The organism is Anoxybacillus sp. FSL W8-1294 (genome assembly GCF_037965005.1).
Classification (GTDB): Bacteria; Bacillota; Bacilli; order Bacillales; family Anoxybacillaceae; genus Anoxybacillus; species Anoxybacillus flavithermus_G.
On the sequence record NZ_CP150179.1, the window covers coordinates 2,024,067 to 2,041,791 of the forward strand.

General features: G+C 41.1%; 18 protein-coding genes and 3 pseudogenes. 2 read left to right on the top strand and 19 right to left on the bottom strand.

Annotation, left to right across the window (positions count from 1 at the left end; all coding sequences use genetic code 11):
• Nucleotides 1-19: 19 nt before the first annotated feature.
• From NSQ23_RS10775 to NSQ23_RS10845, 15 genes and pseudogenes are all read right to left on the bottom strand, one after another.
• On the bottom strand, nt 20-835 hold the full coding sequence (locus tag NSQ23_RS10775; protein WP_064220632.1) for an urease accessory protein UreD: 816 nt from the start codon (nt 833-835) through the stop codon (nt 20-22).
• A complete protein-coding gene (gene ureG / locus NSQ23_RS10780) occupies nt 832-1,446 on the bottom strand; it encodes an urease accessory protein UreG (protein ID WP_339170705.1) in 615 nt (204 codons plus the stop codon). The genes NSQ23_RS10775 and ureG overlap by 4 nt, the downstream gene beginning before the upstream one ends.
• A 26-nt stretch (nt 1,447-1,472) precedes the next feature.
• A complete protein-coding gene (locus tag NSQ23_RS10785) occupies nt 1,473-2,144 on the bottom strand; it encodes an urease accessory protein UreF (protein ID WP_339170706.1) in 672 nt (223 codons plus the stop codon).
• Between the two features lies 1 nt (nt 2,145).
• The gene (gene ureE / locus NSQ23_RS10790; RefSeq protein ID WP_339170707.1) at nt 2,146-2,595 is read right to left on the bottom strand and encodes an urease accessory protein UreE; all 450 of its coding nucleotides are present in this window, start codon (nt 2,593-2,595) and stop codon (nt 2,146-2,148) included.
• Between the two features lie 12 nt (nt 2,596-2,607).
• A complete protein-coding gene (gene ureC, locus NSQ23_RS10795) occupies nt 2,608-4,317 on the bottom strand; it encodes an urease subunit alpha (protein WP_064220634.1) in 1,710 nt (569 codons plus the stop codon).
• The gene (locus NSQ23_RS10800; protein WP_339170709.1) at nt 4,314-4,649 is read right to left on the bottom strand and encodes an urease subunit beta; all 336 of its coding nucleotides are present in this window, start codon (nt 4,647-4,649) and stop codon (nt 4,314-4,316) included. Before NSQ23_RS10800 ends, ureC begins: the two co-directional genes overlap by 4 nt.
• A 12-nt stretch (nt 4,650-4,661) precedes the next feature.
• Nucleotides 4,662-4,964, bottom strand: a complete 303-nt coding sequence (locus tag NSQ23_RS10805) for an urease subunit gamma (protein ID WP_339170710.1) — start codon at nt 4,962-4,964, stop codon at nt 4,662-4,664.
• Nucleotides 4,965-4,998: 34 nt separating this feature from the next.
• Nucleotides 4,999-5,700 carry an urea ABC transporter ATP-binding subunit UrtE gene (gene urtE, locus NSQ23_RS10810; protein WP_339170711.1) on the bottom strand — a complete coding sequence of 234 codons (702 nt, stop codon included), beginning with the start codon at nt 5,698-5,700 and terminating at the stop codon, nt 4,999-5,001.
• Entirely contained in the window at nt 5,694-6,443 is a 750-nt protein-coding gene (gene urtD / locus NSQ23_RS10815) for an urea ABC transporter ATP-binding protein UrtD (RefSeq protein ID WP_042535398.1), read from the bottom strand. Before urtD ends, urtE begins: the two co-directional genes overlap by 7 nt.
• Nucleotides 6,400-7,473, bottom strand: a complete 1,074-nt coding sequence (urtC, locus tag NSQ23_RS10820) for an urea ABC transporter permease subunit UrtC (RefSeq protein ID WP_042535400.1) — start codon at nt 7,471-7,473, stop codon at nt 6,400-6,402. The genes urtD and urtC overlap by 44 nt, the downstream gene beginning before the upstream one ends.
• A gap of 12 nt (nt 7,474-7,485) precedes the next feature.
• Nucleotides 7,486-8,385 carry an urea ABC transporter permease subunit UrtB gene (gene urtB, locus NSQ23_RS10825; protein WP_064220639.1) on the bottom strand — a complete coding sequence of 300 codons (900 nt, stop codon included), beginning with the start codon at nt 8,383-8,385 and terminating at the stop codon, nt 7,486-7,488.
• Nucleotides 8,386-8,445: 60 nt separating this feature from the next.
• Nucleotides 8,446-9,705: an urea ABC transporter substrate-binding protein gene (gene urtA / locus NSQ23_RS10830; RefSeq protein WP_339170713.1), complete on the bottom strand. Its 1,260-nt coding sequence runs from the start codon at nt 9,703-9,705 to the stop codon at nt 8,446-8,448.
• A 359-nt stretch (nt 9,706-10,064) separates the two neighbouring features.
• Nucleotides 10,065-10,556: pseudogene (locus tag NSQ23_RS10835) on the bottom strand (transposase); the annotation flags it as partial.
• Nucleotides 10,546-10,764, bottom strand: a complete 219-nt coding sequence (locus NSQ23_RS10840; protein WP_339170714.1) for a DUF6444 domain-containing protein — start codon at nt 10,762-10,764, stop codon at nt 10,546-10,548. The pseudogene NSQ23_RS10835 and the gene NSQ23_RS10840, both read right to left, overlap by 11 nt.
• 31 nt (nt 10,765-10,795) lie before the next feature.
• A pseudogene (locus NSQ23_RS10845) lies at nt 10,796-11,014 on the bottom strand (ISNCY family transposase); the annotation flags it as partial.
• Between the two features lie 570 nt (nt 11,015-11,584).
• On the opposite strand from NSQ23_RS10845, the pseudogene NSQ23_RS10850 reads away from it, so the two are divergent.
• Nucleotides 11,585-12,104: pseudogene (locus tag NSQ23_RS10850) on the top strand (winged helix-turn-helix domain-containing protein); the annotation flags it as partial.
• Between the two features lie 77 nt (nt 12,105-12,181).
• Nucleotides 12,182-12,619: an IS630 family transposase gene (locus NSQ23_RS10855; RefSeq protein WP_339170716.1), complete on the top strand. Its 438-nt coding sequence runs from the start codon at nt 12,182-12,184 to the stop codon at nt 12,617-12,619.
• 92 nt (nt 12,620-12,711) lie between these two features.
• Here NSQ23_RS10855 and NSQ23_RS10860 read toward each other — a convergent pair whose 3' ends face one another.
• From NSQ23_RS10860 to iscB, 4 genes are all read right to left on the bottom strand, one after another.
• Nucleotides 12,712-13,149, bottom strand: a complete 438-nt coding sequence (locus NSQ23_RS10860; RefSeq protein WP_339170717.1) for a GNAT family N-acetyltransferase — start codon at nt 13,147-13,149, stop codon at nt 12,712-12,714.
• 149 nt (nt 13,150-13,298) lie between these two features.
• The gene (locus NSQ23_RS10865; protein ID WP_339170718.1) at nt 13,299-14,204 is read right to left on the bottom strand and encodes an Rpn family recombination-promoting nuclease/putative transposase; all 906 of its coding nucleotides are present in this window, start codon (nt 14,202-14,204) and stop codon (nt 13,299-13,301) included.
• A gap of 247 nt (nt 14,205-14,451) precedes the next feature.
• Nucleotides 14,452-15,663: an MFS transporter gene (locus NSQ23_RS10870; protein WP_339170719.1), complete on the bottom strand. Its 1,212-nt coding sequence runs from the start codon at nt 15,661-15,663 to the stop codon at nt 14,452-14,454.
• A 694-nt stretch (nt 15,664-16,357) separates the two neighbouring features.
• Complete coding sequence (gene iscB, locus NSQ23_RS10875; protein ID WP_339174393.1) at nt 16,358-17,638, bottom strand: RNA-guided endonuclease IscB; 1,281 nt, start codon at nt 17,636-17,638, stop codon at nt 16,358-16,360.
• Nucleotides 17,639-17,725: the final 87 nt, after the last annotated feature.

Sequence of the window (17,725 nt, forward strand, 5' to 3'; positions counted from 1 at the left end):
ACTCCATCTCCTTATCTTTTTAGTACTTTCGCAGAAAAATAGGTTCCTCTTGAAAACATTCTTCGCGAATAAACTGATGAATCATTTGAAAAATCGTTTCAATAGCATGCGTTTCATGGGCCAAAACACGAATAACCAATCCAGGGATCATAGGGATGGACCAGCCAAGGTGTACAGAAGCAGGAAAACGCGCTGCCATCGATTCAAATTTTTGAAGAAGATCCTGTGTCATAAAAGGGCTAATCACAAAAAGCGAACCAAAATGAGTATATCCTTCCATCTGAAAAATTCCTGTCATCCCTGTGCTTGTCTCTAAATAGAGATGATCAAACAACTTTAAATTGTCCTCATAATATATCTTTAATTTAGAGCGGATCCAATCGTAGCGAAACAACTCGCCACTTTCTGACCACCCTGGCGTAATAATATCCCCATAAATAAATGTAGAACTTTCTTTCATATAAACGGTCATTTCTTGATAAAATTGAGCTTTTTCATAAGCAATGACTGGATCGGGAAAAAATTCGAGCACACTTTGATCATCCAAGTAAACTGACGTATATTGTTGTACCGGCACCTTGACTGTCTTATATATTTTCGTTGCCGATTGGGTGGTGGCAATCAGATGTGCTCCTTCTTGCAACATTATTTCCGTTTTATATCGATCCCCGTCTACATACCCTCCCCCTACATGAATCAAGTAAATCGTCGGCTGAGACGGATGAAGGTATACCGGCCGGGTCAACTTCAACGCTCCTTCATAATAGCAATCGGAAATAACCGTACGGCCGTTTTTCTCCACAGCCGTACACTGCAACAGTCCTGACCAGCTCATTCTTCTAACCCTACCAACATCACTTGTTTTTTAATCCACTCCACTACTTCCGCTAATCCAATCTCTTCTTTTAAATTGGTGAAAATAACTGGTTTTGTTCCGCGCGCCGCTTTTGCATCGCGCTCCATCACCTCTAAAATTGCTCCTACATAAGGGGCGAGGTCGATTTTATTAATAACCAACAAGTCGGATTTAATCATTCCTTGTCCACCTTTGCGTGGAATTTTTTCCCCTTGCGCTACATCAATCACATAAATAGAGAAGTCAACGAGCTCCGGACTGAATGTGGCGGCCAAATTATCGCCGCCGCTTTCGATAAAAATAATTTCTACATCCGGGTGACGTTCTTTTAACTCGTCAATCGCCGCAAAATTCATCGAAGCATCCTCACGAATGGCTGTATGTGGACATCCTCCGGTCTCCACGCCAATAATCCGATCTTCCGGCAACACACTATGTTTCACTAAAAACTGCGCATCTTCTTTTGTATATATATCATTTGTTACTACTGCCAGGCTGAATTCACGGTGCAACGCCCGAGTAAGTTTTTCGACAAGCATCGTTTTTCCAGCTCCAACCGGTCCGCCGATTCCTATTCTTACTGGTTCCATCTCCATTTCATCTCCTTTTCGAAAAATTAAGACATAAATAAGCGAACGGAAAGTTGTTCATGCTGCATTTGCGCAATTTCCAATCCCGGCGCTGTAGCTCCTAACTCCTCTTCTGTTAACGTATGGATCTTCTGTACCGCTTTTATCAAATGCGGTTGTACGAAAACGAGCAGCCGTTGCCCATCGGTCTGGCCGAGCGGAATACCGCGAACCGCATTTTGAACAAGAGCTTGGACAGAAGTATACAAATACGATAAAACCGTCGTATCTTTCGGTATTTCCAAATGATAGCAAACTATGGCGAAAACAAGAGCAGGATGCATATACCCACGTTTCTTTTTATCATCATTCCATATGTCAAAAGGATAGATTTCGCGGCAAATTTTCCACATTCGCTCCCCGATCATCCGCGTTCCTTCTCTTGTTTCTCTCGCCAGGCAAAGCGCAGCCAACATTTCATTTAACCGCCATACATCCTCTTTCGATTTTTCCTCTAAAAAATCGTACGTTAACCGGCACGCCAATCCATCGGTATACGTCAGTTGCGTTTGAATATAAGCACAGAGCGCATCGCGAAACGTTTCATAGTTATTGATTTTTTCATTGGAAATATACGTTTCAAAACCAAAGGAATGAGAAAATGCTCCGGAAGGAAAGTTCGAATCACACAGCTGCAATAAAGGCAACAGCTTATCCATCTTATCCAGCATGGCTATGTCCTATATGGCGAAATGCTTGCTTTACTTTTCGTTTTTCCCTCTGATATGGGATATGTAATTGTTTTAGCAGCTCTTCTACTAAGTAGTCATATTGAACGAGCATTTCCTCCCCTTCGAATTGAGCAGGCAAATGACGATTCCCAAGCTGATGCGCAATTTCTCCCATCTGTTTCATTGATGTGGGCCGAATGACAAGCAAATCATCAGGCAACACGCTCACAACAATCATATTTTTCTCATCCATAAATAAGATATCGCCATCGGTCAATTCCTTTGCATCCTTTAAACGAATCCCTAATTCTCTGCCATGGTCGGTGACAACGCGTTGGATTCGTTTGACTAAATCATCGCTACTTAAATATACTCGCTCTATATGCGGGGGTAATTGGTCTAACTTTTTAATATTTCCGACTATTTTTTCTACAATCATTTTCTTATCACCTCAAAATAAAAAATATCGTTGAGCCATTGGAACAACTTCGGCTGGTTCACACGTAATAAGTGTTCCATCGACTCTTACCTCGTACGTTTGCGGGTCGACATCAATCTTTGGCATCGCACTGTTATACACCATATCATTTTTCGACAAGTTGCGAATGTGCTCTACCGGTTGAATCATTTTTTGTAAATTAAGTTGTTGCGAGATTCCAAGTTCAAAAGCTGTTTTCGATACAAATGTAATAGAAGTTCTATATAAAGCTTTTCCATAACTTGCAAACATCGGTCGATACATGACCGGCTGCGGAGTCGGAATGCTGGCATTTGGATCTCCCATTACGCTATAGGCAATCATTCCACCTTTCAAAACAAGTTCCGGTTTTACACCAAAAAATGCAGGATGCCAAACGACTAAATCGGCTAATTTGCCCACTTCGATCGATCCGACGTACTTCGCAATCCCATGGGTAAGCGCCGGATTAATCGTATATTTGGCAATGTAACGCTTCACTCGAAAATTATCACCTCTTCCTTTTTCTTCTGGCAGTCTTCCAAATTGTTTCTTCATCTTATCCGCCGTTTGCCACGTTCGCAAAATCACTTCTCCGACGCGTCCCATCGCTTGCGAATCAGAGCTGATCATGCTAAAAACGCCTAAATCATGGAGAATATCTTCCGCCGCAATCGTTTCTTTACGAATGCGCGAGTCAGCAAATGCAATATCTTCCGGGACAGACGGGTCTAAGTGATGACAAACCATCAGCATATCTAAATGCTCATCTAACGTATTTTTTGTATAAGGTCGCGTTGGATTTGTAGAAGAAGGCAATATATTTGGAAAACTCGCTACTTTAATAATATCCGGCGCATGTCCCCCGCCCGCTCCTTCCGTATGATATGTGTGAATGACGCGCCCGTTAATCGCCCGTAACGTATCTTCGACAAATCCCCCTTCATTCAGCGTATCGGTATGAATCGCCACTTGCACATCATATTCGTCCGCGACCTGCAAACTCGCATCAATGGCCGCCGCTGTTGTCCCCCAATCTTCATGAAGCTTTAAGCCAATGGCTCCCGCACGAATTTGTTCCGCCAACGGCTCTTTCGCCGATGCGTTGCCTTTTCCTAAAAATCCAAGGTTCATCGGAAACGCTTCGGCCGCTTCCAACATGCGATGGATGTTCCATTCCCCGGGAGTACACGTCGTCGCATTTGTGCCTGTCGCCGGTCCTGTTCCGCCGCCGATCATTGTCGTGATCCCCGATGACAAGGCTGTTTCGATTTGTTGCGGACAAATAAAATGAATATGGGCGTCAATTCCCCCTGCGGTGACAATTTTTCCTTCCGCTGCAATAATTTCTGTCGATGCTCCGATGATAATATTGACTCCATCCATTAACAGCGGATTGCCCGCTTTCCCGATCGCGGCAATCTTGCCATCTTTAATCCCAATATCTGCTTTATAAATTCCCGTATAGTCTACAATAATCGCGTTTGTCAGCACTAAATCTACCGATTCCGCACGCGTGGCAAGCGGATGTTGCCCCATTCCATCGCGAATGACTTTTCCGCCGCCAAATTTCACTTCATCACCATAAACGGTGAAATCATTTTCAATCTCAATCCATAAATCGGTATCCGCTAAACGGACACAATCTCCTGTTGTCGGTCCAAACATGTCCGCATATTGTTTTCGCGGCATTTGAAAACTCATCCACTTACTCCCCCTTTCTTATCTCGATCAAGCGGTCCGTTGACCAAATTATTCAATCCGTAAACACGGCGCTCCCCGGAAAACGGGACTAATTCCACTTGTTTCGCATCACCAGGCTCAAAACGCACCGCCGTCCCTGCTGGAATATTTAAGTGTTTCCCATATGCCGATTGGCGATCAAATTCAAGAAACGGGTTCACTTCAAAAAAGTGAAAGTGAGATCCAACTTGAATCGGACGATCTCCACGATTTGTCACGATCAGTTTTGTAATCGGTTTATGGCGATTACAAACGATCGTATCTTCTTTTAACAAATATTCTCCTGGAATCATCGTATCCCCCCTTCAACGAATTGGCTGATGAACCGTCACGAGCTTTGTGCCGTCGGGAAATGTCGCTTCCACTTGTATGTCTTCAATCATTTCCGGCACTCCTTCCATCACATCATCACGGGTTAAAATCGTTGTCCCGTATTGCATTAACTCTGCCACTGTACGCCCATCGCGCGCACCTTCTAAAATTTCATATGTAATAAGCGCTACTGCTTCGGGATAATTTAGCTTCACCCCTCTTTCTTTGCGGCGGCGTGCGAGATCCGCTGCAACGACAATAAGCAACTTCTCCTGTTCACGTGCAGTTAATTTCAATATTCTCCCACCTTCCTTATTCATTACGTTCGACTTATACGGTTAAAAACCGCTGAACGTCACTCATGCTCGTTTCACTCACATGCCCTTGCGCAACAACTATGCCGCGATCGAAAATGTAAAAGTAGTCGGCGCATGAAAAAGCTAAATCTAGGCTATGCTCGACAAGTACAATCCCGACCGTTTTTTCTTTTGTAATTTTCATGATAACATCACGAATCAGTTGTACGATCGATGGCTGAATGCCTTCCATCGGTTCATCAAGCAAAAGCAGCTTTGGCTGTCCAATCAGCGCACGGGCAATGGCAAGTTGCTGCTGTTGCCCACCGCTTAAATCTCCTCCTTTTCGATGCAACATGTCTTTTAATATAGGAAATAATTCATAAATCTCTTCTAAAACGTGTGACGAATTGATTTTTTTAGGAAGCGCCTCGAATCCTAACAATAAATTTTCTTCGACCGTTAACGAAGGGAAAATTTCTCTACCCTGAGGAACATATCCAATTCCTCTTCTTACCCTCTGTTCCGGCGGCAATGATGTAATATCCTCACCCTCCCATTCGATGTTGCCACTCATCGGTTTGATCAATCCGATGATGCTTTTCATAAGCGTCGTTTTTCCGACACCATTTCGCCCTAGCACTGCCGTCACACATCCTTTTTGTACGTCCATGCTTACGTTTTCTAACACAACGCTTTGTTCATATCCGGCTGCCATATTTCGAACGCTTAACACGCTTTCTCCTCTCTTCCTAAATAAATTTCGACTACTTTTTCATTTTGCTGAATGTCTTCCATCGTCCCTTCACACAATACTTTCCCTTCATGCATCACCGTCACTTGCTTTGAAAAACGACGCACAAAATCCATATCATGTTCGACAATCACAACTGCACAATCGCGAGCAATTTCATGGATCAATTCCCCTGTGCGTTCCCGTTCCGCGGCACTCATTCCTGCAATCGGTTCATCAAGCAGCAACAGTTGAGGAAACTGAATCAGCTGCATGCCGATTTCGAGCCACTGCTTCTGGCCGTGTGAAAGAGAACCAGCCTTTTGATCAGCATAATCGAGTAATTCGATACGTTGTAATAACGTGATGATCATATCCCGATCTGCCTCTGACATCTTTGCCCGTAAAACAGCAAATAGCCCGCGATCTTGTTTTAAAGCTAGTTCCATGTTTTCCCATACAGTCAACTGATGAAAAATCGATGGGCTTTGAAATTTCCTAGAAATACCAAGCTGTACAATTTTGTGTTCCGGCATATCGGTAATATCGTGTGAGTAAAATAACACTTTTCCGCTGCTTGCCCTTGTTTTACCGCAAATCACATCTAATAGCGTCGTCTTTCCCGCTCCGTTTGGCCCGATTAAAAATCGTACTTCATGTGGATAAACTTTCAAATCAGCTCCTTGCAACGCATAAAACCCGTCAAAATCTACTGACACGCTGCAGCACATGAGAACTGGCTTCATTTGCTCTCACTTCCCCTTGTTTTTTTCGTTGTTTAACAGACTGATATACGCCTGCTAGCCCGTTTGGCAAAAACAGCACGACAGCAATAAATAATCCCCCTAAAAACAGCAGCCATATATCAGGATAATTTTCGCTAAAAAAGCTTTTCGCACCGTTCGTCACAATGGCACCGATGATCGCTCCGATTAACGAACTTCTTCCGCCGACGGCAACCCATAGCACCATTTCAATGGAAGGAATAATTCCCATCATTGCCGGAGAAATAAGCCCTACCTGCAGCACAAACATCGCTCCTGCTATTCCAGCAAAAGCAGCGGAAAGGCTATATACAAACACTTTATACGTAGTCGGATTAAATCCTAAAAAGCGGACCCGGTTTTCACTATCCCGAATCGCAACAAGCACCCGACCGAATCGACTCCTCGTTAACCAGCGAGAGAAAAGAAACATCGACAAAAGCAAAACAACGGTTAATAAATAAAGAACGATTTGTGTAAGAGGAGAAGATAGCGAGAACCCAAAAACGGTAGAAAAATTCGTTAACCCGTTTGTTCCCCCGGTCCATTCTTGCTTTCCGATAAATAACGTCACAAAAACAACCACGATCGCTTGGGATAATAATGAAAAATAAACACCTTTGATTCGGTTTCTAAACGTAAAATAGCTTAAAAACATCGCTAGAAGCACCGGAACGATAATGGCGGAAGATATGGAGATGATTGGATGTTCAAACAGTTTCCAAAACCAAGGTAGATTGTTTACACCGCTCCATTCCATAAAGTCGGGTAACCGACCACCGGAAGCCTCCAGTTTTAAATACATCGCCATACAATAAGCTCCTAAGCCAAAATATACACCGTGACCTAAACTTAAAATGCCGGTATAGCCCCAAATTAAAGAAATGCCGATCGCAATCATCGCAAAACAAAGAAATTTCCCAAGCAGCGACAAACGAAATTCTGTTAAATAAAACGGCGCTAAAAACAAAGCAAGAAAAAACATCCAATACATCCAGTTCTTTTTGATCATTTTTGTCCCCCCTTAATCGAGTGATCTCGTTTTCATGCTCACAAGTCCAGAAGGCTTCCATTGCAAAAAGACAATAATCAACGCAAACGTAATCACTTTTGCCATCGTGGCACTTGTCGAATATTCGGTCAATGTACCAATCAATCCGATTCCAAATGCCCCTAAAACTGTTCCGATTACTTTCCCTACTCCCCCTAAAATAACGACCATAAATGCATCGACAATATAATACGTTCCGATCGTTGGACCAATCGGACCGAGCAGCGTTAATGCACAACCTGCCAAACCCGCAAAGCCGGATCCGATCGCAAAAGCGTATGCGTCTACTTTTTGCGTAGAAATGCCAAGGCATGCGGCCATATCCCGGTTAAGTGTAACCGCCCTTATTCTTCGGCCAGCTGCTGTTTTATTTAAATACATATAAAGTACAAAGATTGACACGGCGACAAATGTTAAAATGAACAACCGTTTATACGGAAACACCATTCCCGCAACATGAACCCCGCCATCTAACCATTTGGGAGGAAGTACCGCCACATTGGGCGCACCGAAAATCGTCCGCGCCATTTGCTGTAAAATCAAACTCACTCCCCACGTTGCCAGTAAACTATCCAATGGCCGGTGATATAGGTGGCGAATTAACGATTTTTCCAATCCTAAACCAAGGAGAGCAGAAACAAAAAAGGAGACAGGAATAGCGATGACATAATAATAGTCCATCGATTGCGGTGCATATTGCGCAAAAAACTGTTGAACAACGTACGTCGCATAAGCTCCCACCATAATCAATTCGCCATGAGCCATGTTGATGACGCCCATTAACCCAAACGTAATCGCCAACCCGATGGCAATGAAAAGCATGATCGAACCTAAGCTTAAACCGTTAAACAATTGTGTCACAAAAACTGACAAGGAAATACCCCCTTTCTTTTAGGAGAGGAAAGGAGCATAACCCCTTTCCCACAAATGTATTTAATTCATCAAGTCTTTTGCCCATGGATAGCTTTTTAAATAAGGATCTGGCTTAACAGCTTCCCCAGAATTCCATAATTCTTTAAATTGACCATCCGGTTGGATTTCTCCTATTCTCACAATCTTCCATGTATGTTGTGTTTCTCCGTCGATTTTTACCGTTCCGCCAGGCGCCTTATACTCGATGCCATCTGCTGCTTTTTTCACCTTATCTACATCAAACGAGCCGGCTTTTTTTACCGCTTCGGCCCATAAATGAACAGCAAAGTACGCTGCTTCGATCGGGTCGCTTGTGACGCGGTCTTTTCCATACTTCTTTTTATATTTTTCTACAAATACTTTGTTTTCCGGTGTGTCCGTTGACTGAAAATAGTTCCATACCGCAAGATGGCCGGCCAATACATCACCGCCAATTCCACGAATTTCTTCTTCGGCGATGCTCACAGACATAACCGTTAAATCCTTTGGTGTAATCCCGGCATCTTTTAATTGTTTGAAGAACGCAACATTGCTGTCCCCGTTTAGCGTGTTAAACACTACATCTGGCTTCACATCTTTAATTTTGCTAATAATCGTGTTATAATCTGTATGGCCAAGCGGCGTATATTCTTCACCGACCAATTGCCCGCCTTCCGCTTTTAATTGAGCTCTAATAATTTTATTTGCCGTGCGCGGGAACACATAATCCGAACCAAGCAAGAAAAATTTCTTTCCTTTATTTTGTAACAACCAGCTTACCGCCGGAACGATTTGTTGGTTCGTCGTGGCACCTGTATAAAAAATATTTGGTGAAGACTCCATCCCTTCATATTGGACTGGATACCAAAGCAACCCATTATTTTGTTCGACGACCGGAAGCATCGCTTTGCGGCTCGCTGATGTCCATCCACCAAAGATTGTCACTACTTTATCTTTCTGTAGTAGCTTTTTCGCCTTTTCCGAAAACGTTGGCCAGTCTGAGGCGCCGTCTTCTATGACAGGTTCAATTTTTTTCCCTAGCAAACCACCAGATTCATTAATTTCTTCAATCGCCATTAATTCCGCATCTCGCAACGATACCTCACTGATCGCCATCGTGCCGCTCAATGAGTGAAGTATCCCTACTTTGACAGTGTCGCTTGTTTCCGATGTGCTACTTTCTTTCTCCTTTCCTTTCGCCTCATCGACTGCCGATGATGCAGCACATCCATTCAGTACCAATAAACTTCCGCATAAAAGCAAGCTGAGCCATTTCAATCCATTTCCTTTTAATCTCTTCATGTAAACACCCCTTACAAGATTCTAATATTTATAATATAATTAGAATCAGGCATGCACCGACGTATGTAATGCCCGATTTATAAGGAATTTTCTCATGACAGTGAGAAAATTCCTTTTTTCTTTTTCTCCACCTCCATTCGTTATATTTTATAACAACTAAATGTAATATTATCTGACATTATATATATGTTTTTTTGCAGTGTCAACAGAAAATTCGAAAAATATTGTATTTTGTCATATAACCTAATATGGGTTCTTTTTGATTGAATGGAAAACTGCAGAAAAGATAACTCTTCACCCAGATAGCAGTATGTAAAGAAACCTAACACAAATAGGGCATCCCCGTAATAGAAAATGCCCTAAGTGGTAGAAAGAACATGATCAAGCGTGTCACCCGTCAACAGAAGACATAACGAATCCCACACGTTTTTTTCGTGTTTCGTCAGTGTGGAAACGATGCTTCTTGTGATGCAAAAAGACTGGGCGAATGTTTCTTCGCGAAATGTACCCGAAATGTTCTCTTTGACTTTAACCATGCGAAGATCGCGTTCGGCTTGGTTGTTGTCAAAGGGAACATGCACTTCACGTAAGAAACGCAACGCTTCTTCCTTTCGTTTTTGAAGGCGTCGAACAAAAGCGAGTGCTTTTTTCGGAAGAGGCGTCGCCGTTTCCAATCGGTGTTGTGCTCTTTCTAGGATGCGATCATACACTCGTTCCCAACGTTTCGCTTCTTCTTCGGAAAGTGCACCGTGATGGGCTTCGACGGCTTGCTTGGCGGCTAACAGAAACGTGGTCATGCGCATCGCCCACGTATGCCCTTGTTCGATGAAGCCCTTCAATTCATGCAAATTTGTTGCCAGATGGTTGACGAGAAGAACGTGTGTTGGCAAAACGGTCAGAAGATGGGGGCAAATGGCTATTGGAGCTGTTTTTTTTCGTGCGTGCTTCCAGCTCTTGAACACGGTACTTCAGTTGTTCATTTTCTTTGCGTACGAACAGTGCCTGGCACCGTTCGCTAATGATACCCGTTAATAAATGTACAGACGATATTTGTAACATTAATAATGTATAAAAAGTTTGTGTAATAGCCGAAGCGATTCAGGATGTCTACTAACTGACGTAACGAATCAATGGAAAAATAAGTGTTTAAAATGAGACATTTTAACAATGATTTTTTCGAACCGGGTGATCTCCCTGTCACATAGGACGCTTCTGGTAAGGAAAGTTGGTCGAGGTACCGAAATAAAGCCTGTAAAAGAGGATCTATTTCACTATACGGTGCAGGTTCACTGATAAAATTGGAAATAATGATAGTATCCACCCATTGGAACTGAGTTTTTGGTCACTCTATAATGATTTCCAAAATGGGTGGATTTTTTGTTTTCTCTTTATGCATCCATTATTATCCATTATGCATTTTGCAACACTTTCATAAAAACTAATTGATTAATTAAATTAATTTGTCTATAAATCTTATTACGGCCAAAGCTAAGAGAGCGTATATAATCCACCTTATTGCACTTTTTCCCATAGTTTCTTTGTTCATTTTTCATATCTCCTTTACACTATTAGTAATTATTACAAGTAATTATAACCTTTAAGAGTACATTGTACAAACCTAAGTTCCCTCCTAGGATGATCGATTGAATTTTAAGTTAACAGTATTGTAGAAAAATCACTTAAAGGTTATTCAATCGTGACTAATATCAGCTTTTGATTACTACATAATTATTAATTTAGATGATCAGGTTAGCTTTTACAGAAAATAATTAATTAAGTACTATATACATGCACTTTAAAACGATGACTTCTGTATGAACACATTTTTTCATGGCTATACTGCTCCTAAATACTCATGTGTAAAAGGAGCGGAAAGGACATGAAACGTCTTAAAATTACAAATGACCACGGCTGGACACCTCGAACCCTTCGGAAACAAGAACGGAAAATCAAAGATGCTTCCCTTCGCGTTCGGGTGACCGCTGTTCGTCTTGTCATGGAAGGTCATCTCGGTAAAGATGTGGCCAAAATGGTCAATCTATGCCGTCAATCCGTTGCCCTCTACGTTGCACGGTTTAATCAAGGTGGGCTCGATCATCTACTCGATCGTCGGTTGCCGTCTGGCCGCGTGCCATTTCTTACGGAAGAACAACAACAAGAAATTAGACAACTCGTGTTAACCACCACACCTGTGGATGCTGGCTGGGGCATCGCTTCATCATGGAACACGCGCATTTTACAATCTTACATTCAACAAACCTATGGTGTTTCCATGTCACGTGAAGGCATTCGTAAGTTGTTGCATCGTCTTCGTTTGTCATGGACACGTCCGACGTATAGTCAAAGGAGACGCCAAGCGTCAAGCTGCCTTTCAAAAAGAGCTTGAATTTATAAAAAAAAAACTAATTACCGAGAATGTCACGCTGTTTTATGTGGATGAGACACATGTTCGTGCTTATCAAGCGCTACGTACGACATGGGCAGAAGTAGGAAATCAAAAACAAGTGCCAAGTCTATTTTTGGCGCCGTCGATGTTCAACAAGGCGATGTGGTATTTCATCGCGCATCATCCGCCAATGCCGAAACGTTCCTCGACTTTTTGCGCCGATTGAAAGAGAAATATGCCGATCGATTCCTCGTGCTTGTGTTAGACAATGCGCGTATTCATCATACCAAGATGGTACAAGCCTTTCTTGATGGCGAGGAAGGCGATGCTTTTCATTTCATCTTTTTGCCACCGTATTCTCCACAGTTAAATCCGATTGAACGGCTGTGGAAGTGGTTGAAAGATGAAGTGATTGCCAACGTTTTTCACAAGGATCAAAACGACATTGCCCAATCCATTACTCGCTTTGAACAGTACGTTCTACAACACCCGGATGAGGTGTTGCGCCGCATCGGGTGTACTGCGTGAACCAGAGGTTAAAATTTTAAATTGGATGTATATAAAACGTTCCCCAATTCTCAATAAACCAGTCTATTAGATATTCAATAAAGATGTTTGTTTTATATGTTCATACTCATTGTAATGGTTCTATTTTTGAATCCTAATTTTTCGTACAGTTTAATCGCTTGATTTCCTGCATATACGCTTAAGCGAACCTCTGAATATCCATCTTGTTTAAGATGTTCGATACCAGTTTCCATCAATTGTTTTGAAATTCCATTTCCTCTAAATTCCTCTAACACAAACAATTCATAAATAAATCCATATATCTTTCCAGTAAATTGGTCTTTACTTGTTCCTATAAGAATCCAACCCATTAGATTATCGCCTTCAGTTGCTATCAAATAATAGCTTCCTTTCTGCAATAATGGTTCAATAAGTTGTTTGACTTTTTCATCTGACGGTTTTGCTTCGCCTAATGTACCTTCGAATAATGCTTGTGGTGAAAGTGATAAAATCTTTTTATATTCCGAATCGTTTGGTTTTCTAATTTCCATAAATTGAGTTCTCCTCTCCCAGTATTTATAAGCCGATTGCCCGTTAATGACCTTTTTAAGCACTGAACTTAGATAGACGGAGACTTTCAAAAGTTTCTGTCATTTCAAATACATACGAACAGTGCCTGGCACCGTTTGGACACCGTTCGCTAATCTCCCAACCGTTCCCGTACTTCCTCCTCTGTCATGTCGAGAATATGGGCAACGTCTGTTATACTCATTCCTTTTTCGACCATTTTTCGAATCGTTTCATTTTTCCCTTCTTCTCGACCTTCTTTCAACCCTTCTTGTCTTCCTTCTTCCCGACTGCCGCGAATGTTTGAGAGTTGATCAAGGAGCCATTTCAGCCGCATTTCGTATGCGTAACGGTTTTCGGGGTCGACGCTTAAGTTTTGCCATTCTTCTAGCGCTTCTAAAATGTCTTGTTCTGTCATGGCTATTCCCTCCAATTCACGAAACATCTCTTCATCCATTTTTTTCGTTCGTCCATCGACAGCCGACAACATCGTTAGCCATGGCCATTCCGGTGACTGTTTCACTTCTCTCCGATATTTCTTCCATTTTACCATAAATTGTGACAAGTCGAGTACATGAAATTCAAGGTGATGGCTCCAAAGAAACTGTTCCTCGTCTTCACGAATGTGAAAAACGGTATGAAAGCGATCCGTTTCATGTGGGAAAAGGGGATAATTTAAGATGGCGATCATAATCGTTGGAGGGAGAATGTCGTACCGTTCTCCTTTCGATAGTGAAGATGAAAACAACCTTGCCCAGTAATACAATAGCCGTTCGGGCATACCGTATTGTGGGATGATTTGAATTTCAACGTGAATGCGCTCGCCGCGGTTTGTGCGAACGATGACATCTAACCGTCCAGTCTTACCGTCTTCTGTTTCTTTCGTTAGTTCGGTGTTTTCAAACTGTACGTCGATGATGCGATCATCTCCAGTCCGATGTAGCAACGCATTTAAAAACGCCATCGTGATTGACTTTCTGCTTGGGTGGCCGAACAGTTGTTTAAACATAAAATCCATTTTTAAATCGAGGTATTGCATACAAATCATCCTTTCGTAGAATATAAGGGACAATTTGATTAAAATCGGGAAATAAGGGAAATGCAAAAGTGGAAAATTTACGAACAGTGCCTGGCACCGTTCGCAATAAATTTCTGAACGTTCGATGTACAAACTAGTCTAATGTTAGCATCTAGTTTTTCTCTAAAAACTCGTAAATACATAGGTAGTTCAACAACTCCTGAAGAACCTGTAACGCCAACTAATATATTCAAGCTTAACACCTCCTTTACATTACAGTTTCTCTTGGCGTACCTTTTCTTTTATTAATTAATAACGAAGACAAACTAGTAACTATACCCAAAGCACCTGCAATGAAGAAAAGATATTTTATATTGAAATAATCAACACTGACCCCAAAAATAAACTGGGCTACTGGCGTTGAAAGCATTGAAATCGCCATCATAATACTATTAACTCTTCCTAATAAATGAATAGGCACAGAACGTTGAACAAAAGTAGGTATAAGGACTCCTATAAAACCAGTAATTAAGCCAATTACAAAAACAAAAATTAGAATAATCAAAAAATTTTGGGTGAAACATAGTGCGGCAATACCAGTAGCTTGTAAGAGAAAAGATAAATAAATAATCTTCAATTCAACCCTGTGAATGCTTTTAACTGAAAAGATTAAACCAGTTAACAAACTTCCCATTGACATCGATGAATATATATATCCTAAATACTTAGCATCATCACTAACATTTTTAGCTAAAAAAGGGAACAATACATTAACCCCGTTTGCTCCAATATTTACAAAAAACATAGTTATAACCAAATAAAAAATCATTTTTTGTCTATTCAAAAAACTAAAACCAAGTCTTAAATCCGAAAAGTAAGAAGTTTTGTCATTATTATCGTTCATATTTTCAAGATGACTATTTTTAGAGTCAATAAACAAAATTAAAAAAGTTGAAAATACATATAAGATGGAAATGGCTATCAAGGAATGTTCTATTGAGATTGATTCAACCGTCCAAGCGGCGATTAAAGGTCCCAAAATGATCGTTGTTCTTACAACAGTGAAGTATTGACTATTGAGACGACTCAAATATTCAGTAGCGACTAATCTTGGCTTTATTGATTCTGAGGCTGACCAATAAAAAGCATCAATCGCTCCAAACAAAACGGAGACCGTTATGAGAATTACAAAAGAGATAGTATGATCCCATAACAGAATAGCCAAAACTAACACAATGATTGCCCTTATCATGTCTGACAACCACAGAAACAACTTTGCCCCTATTCGATCAATAACCGGTCCGCAAAGAAGCCCAGCAATAAATCTCGACAAACCTAGGGAAAATAAAACTGCTCCCATCAAAAAACCTGATTGTAAAACATCAGCAATATACCAAGCTATAACAACACTGTATATGACATCCCCCAAGTTTGAAAGAAACGTTGCTATACAAAATTTTGTAGCGTTCAAAATGATCACCCTTAGAAAGATTGAGACTAGGCATGTAATGCACTTGTGAAACAGAACAAAATCAAAACATAGGATAAGGGGCGGTTTTAATATAACTAAAGATTCATTATATTACAATTATTACAATAATTATTTTATTTGGAAAATACGGCACCGTCAAGAATTTTGTGTAATGTAATGGGGTAGTGTTTCTCTGAAATGGATTTGAATTATTTAATAAACTGATAAACCAGGTAATATAAGAATAGGATGTTATTAATAACAAATGTACCAACTAAGATTTTATGGATAGTTGTTTTTTTTGTTTTTCTCTCTCTAGCCCCCCAAAATTTAATTTGGAAAAATAGAAATAGGATATTCAAAAAGGTAGGTACCAGAGTATAAAAATACCTTTCATCACTAATTGATACTACATTTGGATTAAGCCGATAAACGAATGTATCGGAATCTTGAATCATCAGAGTAAATAGAATAATAAACCATGAAATAACTAACAAAATAAGCTTCATGAATATTCCCCTTTTTAATTAATTTTTTTACGAACAGTGCCTGGCACTGTTCAAGAGATGAATCAGAAAAAATGTTAAAACGGCAGCAATTTCACTGCCGTTTTTTGGTGATACCGCAATACCTATTTTTCTTTATCATTCACGAAACTTACGCAAGGAAGCCCCTGCCTTTAGGCACGGGGAGGAATTGCACCTTACGCAAGTTCCGCCACCCCCTTTCCATAAGCATATCCGTCAAATCGCTGAATGACTTGGACATATCTATAATTTATTCCTTGTGCGATACGTTTACCGTCCTTACCTTTAATATCGAAACTTCCAGTCTTTCTGCATGATACTTCGCCAAACCAAACGCCTTGATATTTCCCTCTTGGGATAACAGCCTTAACCATGTCCCCTGTTTGGAAGCCAAAGAAGAACTTTTGTCTTGCAAGATAACCTCTTGGGAAGCCATATCTATCTAGGTTTGTGCGTGAACGACTACCACGCCCCTTTGCTCTAATGAATAACACTTCTTTTGTTTTGAAATATAAGTGATTTGGTGTGCTTTCTCCCACGCAACAAGCGTCAAAATAGTGTGTTTTCGGCAAGTCTAAACGAATACGATTCATTTTCGTTCGTGCACCTGTTCCACACTCTACTTCGCATCCGCTTTGTTTTAACACTTCATACACTTTCCACCTTGTCGAGTTGACAGCACTTGCATCTTTTAATGATTCTTTGACTTGCTTTTGAATGTGCGGATACCCGAATTCTTCTGCTGTCTTACTTCCTTTGCGCTGATTACAGTCATGACAGGCAAGACATAGGTTATCCACTCGGTCTGTTCCACCTCTCGATTTTGGAATGATATGCTCCACTTCAAGTGGAACATTTTCTTTTCCGCAATAACAACACTTCCGCCCAAACTTTTCAAGCAAATACTCCCGTACTTCATATCCTTGTAGCGTGCCTTGTTGATACTCTACACCATTGATTTCAGGATTTCGCATGAGTTGCGTGTCGAATTTGGCATTTTCGTATGATATATACCCAATGGGGCATAACTTCTTTAGGCGGTTAACCCATGTTTGGATATTTTGCACGCGACTCTCTAGTGATGGCGGCAACCACCCGTCTTTTCTCCTACGATTAAGAAAACGTGGTTTTCTGTATCGAGTTTTTCGATTTCGTCTTGCTCGACGGAAAGCACGCCTTTTATCCATTCTTTCCTTGATGTCTGTGCGATGGTCAAGTTGCCCTAACCATACCACTTCTTGTCCTCGCAAAATCGCAAGTCCTGTGTGTTTGCTTCCGTGATCGATTTTGAGCCGATACGGTGTTTTCGGTCGAAAATTATCGACAATTTCTTTTAAAATAATCGTAAATGGATAGCGTTTGTAGATCGCTGCCTTCCCTTGTTTCAACAGCTTTCTCGCAACTGCTTCGTGACAAGGAGCAAGCGGACACTTATTTGTGTCTAACACAAAAACCATAGGGTATTCCCCTTTCCTCTGCATAAAGCAGGTAATATTCTCCTCGACCATGTTATAGATGCTTGTTATGTGCAAGACACTAGCGCC

What these genes read in the sequence shown, in the direction of transcription:
- ureG (WP_339170705.1), bottom strand. Translation starts at nt 1,446, where the DNA reads ATGGAACCAGTAAGAATAGGAATCGGCGGACCGGTTGGAGCTGGAAAA.
- urtA (WP_339170713.1), bottom strand. Translation starts at nt 9,705, where the DNA reads ATGAAGAGATTAAAAGGAAATGGATTGAAATGGCTCAGCTTGCTTTTA.
- iscB (WP_339174393.1), bottom strand. Translation starts at nt 17,638, where the DNA reads ATGGTTTTTGTGTTAGACACAAATAAGTGTCCGCTTGCTCCTTGTCAC.
- NSQ23_RS10800 (WP_339170709.1), bottom strand. Translation starts at nt 4,649, where the DNA reads ATGATTCCAGGAGAATATTTGTTAAAAGAAGATACGATCGTTTGTAAT.
- NSQ23_RS10865 (WP_339170718.1), bottom strand. Translation starts at nt 14,204, where the DNA reads ATGCAATACCTCGATTTAAAAATGGATTTTATGTTTAAACAACTGTTC.
- urtD (WP_042535398.1), bottom strand. Translation starts at nt 6,443, where the DNA reads ATGAAGCCAGTTCTCATGTGCTGCAGCGTGTCAGTAGATTTTGACGGG.
- NSQ23_RS10775 (WP_064220632.1), bottom strand. Translation starts at nt 835, where the DNA reads ATGAGCTGGTCAGGACTGTTGCAGTGTACGGCTGTGGAGAAAAACGGC.
- urtC (WP_042535400.1), bottom strand. Translation starts at nt 7,473, where the DNA reads ATGATCAAAAAGAACTGGATGTATTGGATGTTTTTTCTTGCTTTGTTT.
- NSQ23_RS10855 (WP_339170716.1), top strand. Translation starts at nt 12,182, where the DNA reads ATGGGCAGAAGTAGGAAATCAAAAACAAGTGCCAAGTCTATTTTTGGC.
- ureC (WP_064220634.1), bottom strand. Translation starts at nt 4,317, where the DNA reads ATGAGTTTTCAAATGCCGCGAAAACAATATGCGGACATGTTTGGACCG.
- NSQ23_RS10840 (WP_339170714.1), bottom strand. Translation starts at nt 10,764, where the DNA reads ATGTTACAAATATCGTCTGTACATTTATTAACGGGTATCATTAGCGAA.
- NSQ23_RS10785 (WP_339170706.1), bottom strand. Translation starts at nt 2,144, where the DNA reads ATGGATAAGCTGTTGCCTTTATTGCAGCTGTGTGATTCGAACTTTCCT.
- NSQ23_RS10860 (WP_339170717.1), bottom strand. Translation starts at nt 13,149, where the DNA reads ATGGAAATTAGAAAACCAAACGATTCGGAATATAAAAAGATTTTATCA.
- ureE (WP_339170707.1), bottom strand. Translation starts at nt 2,595, where the DNA reads ATGATTGTAGAAAAAATAGTCGGAAATATTAAAAAGTTAGACCAATTA.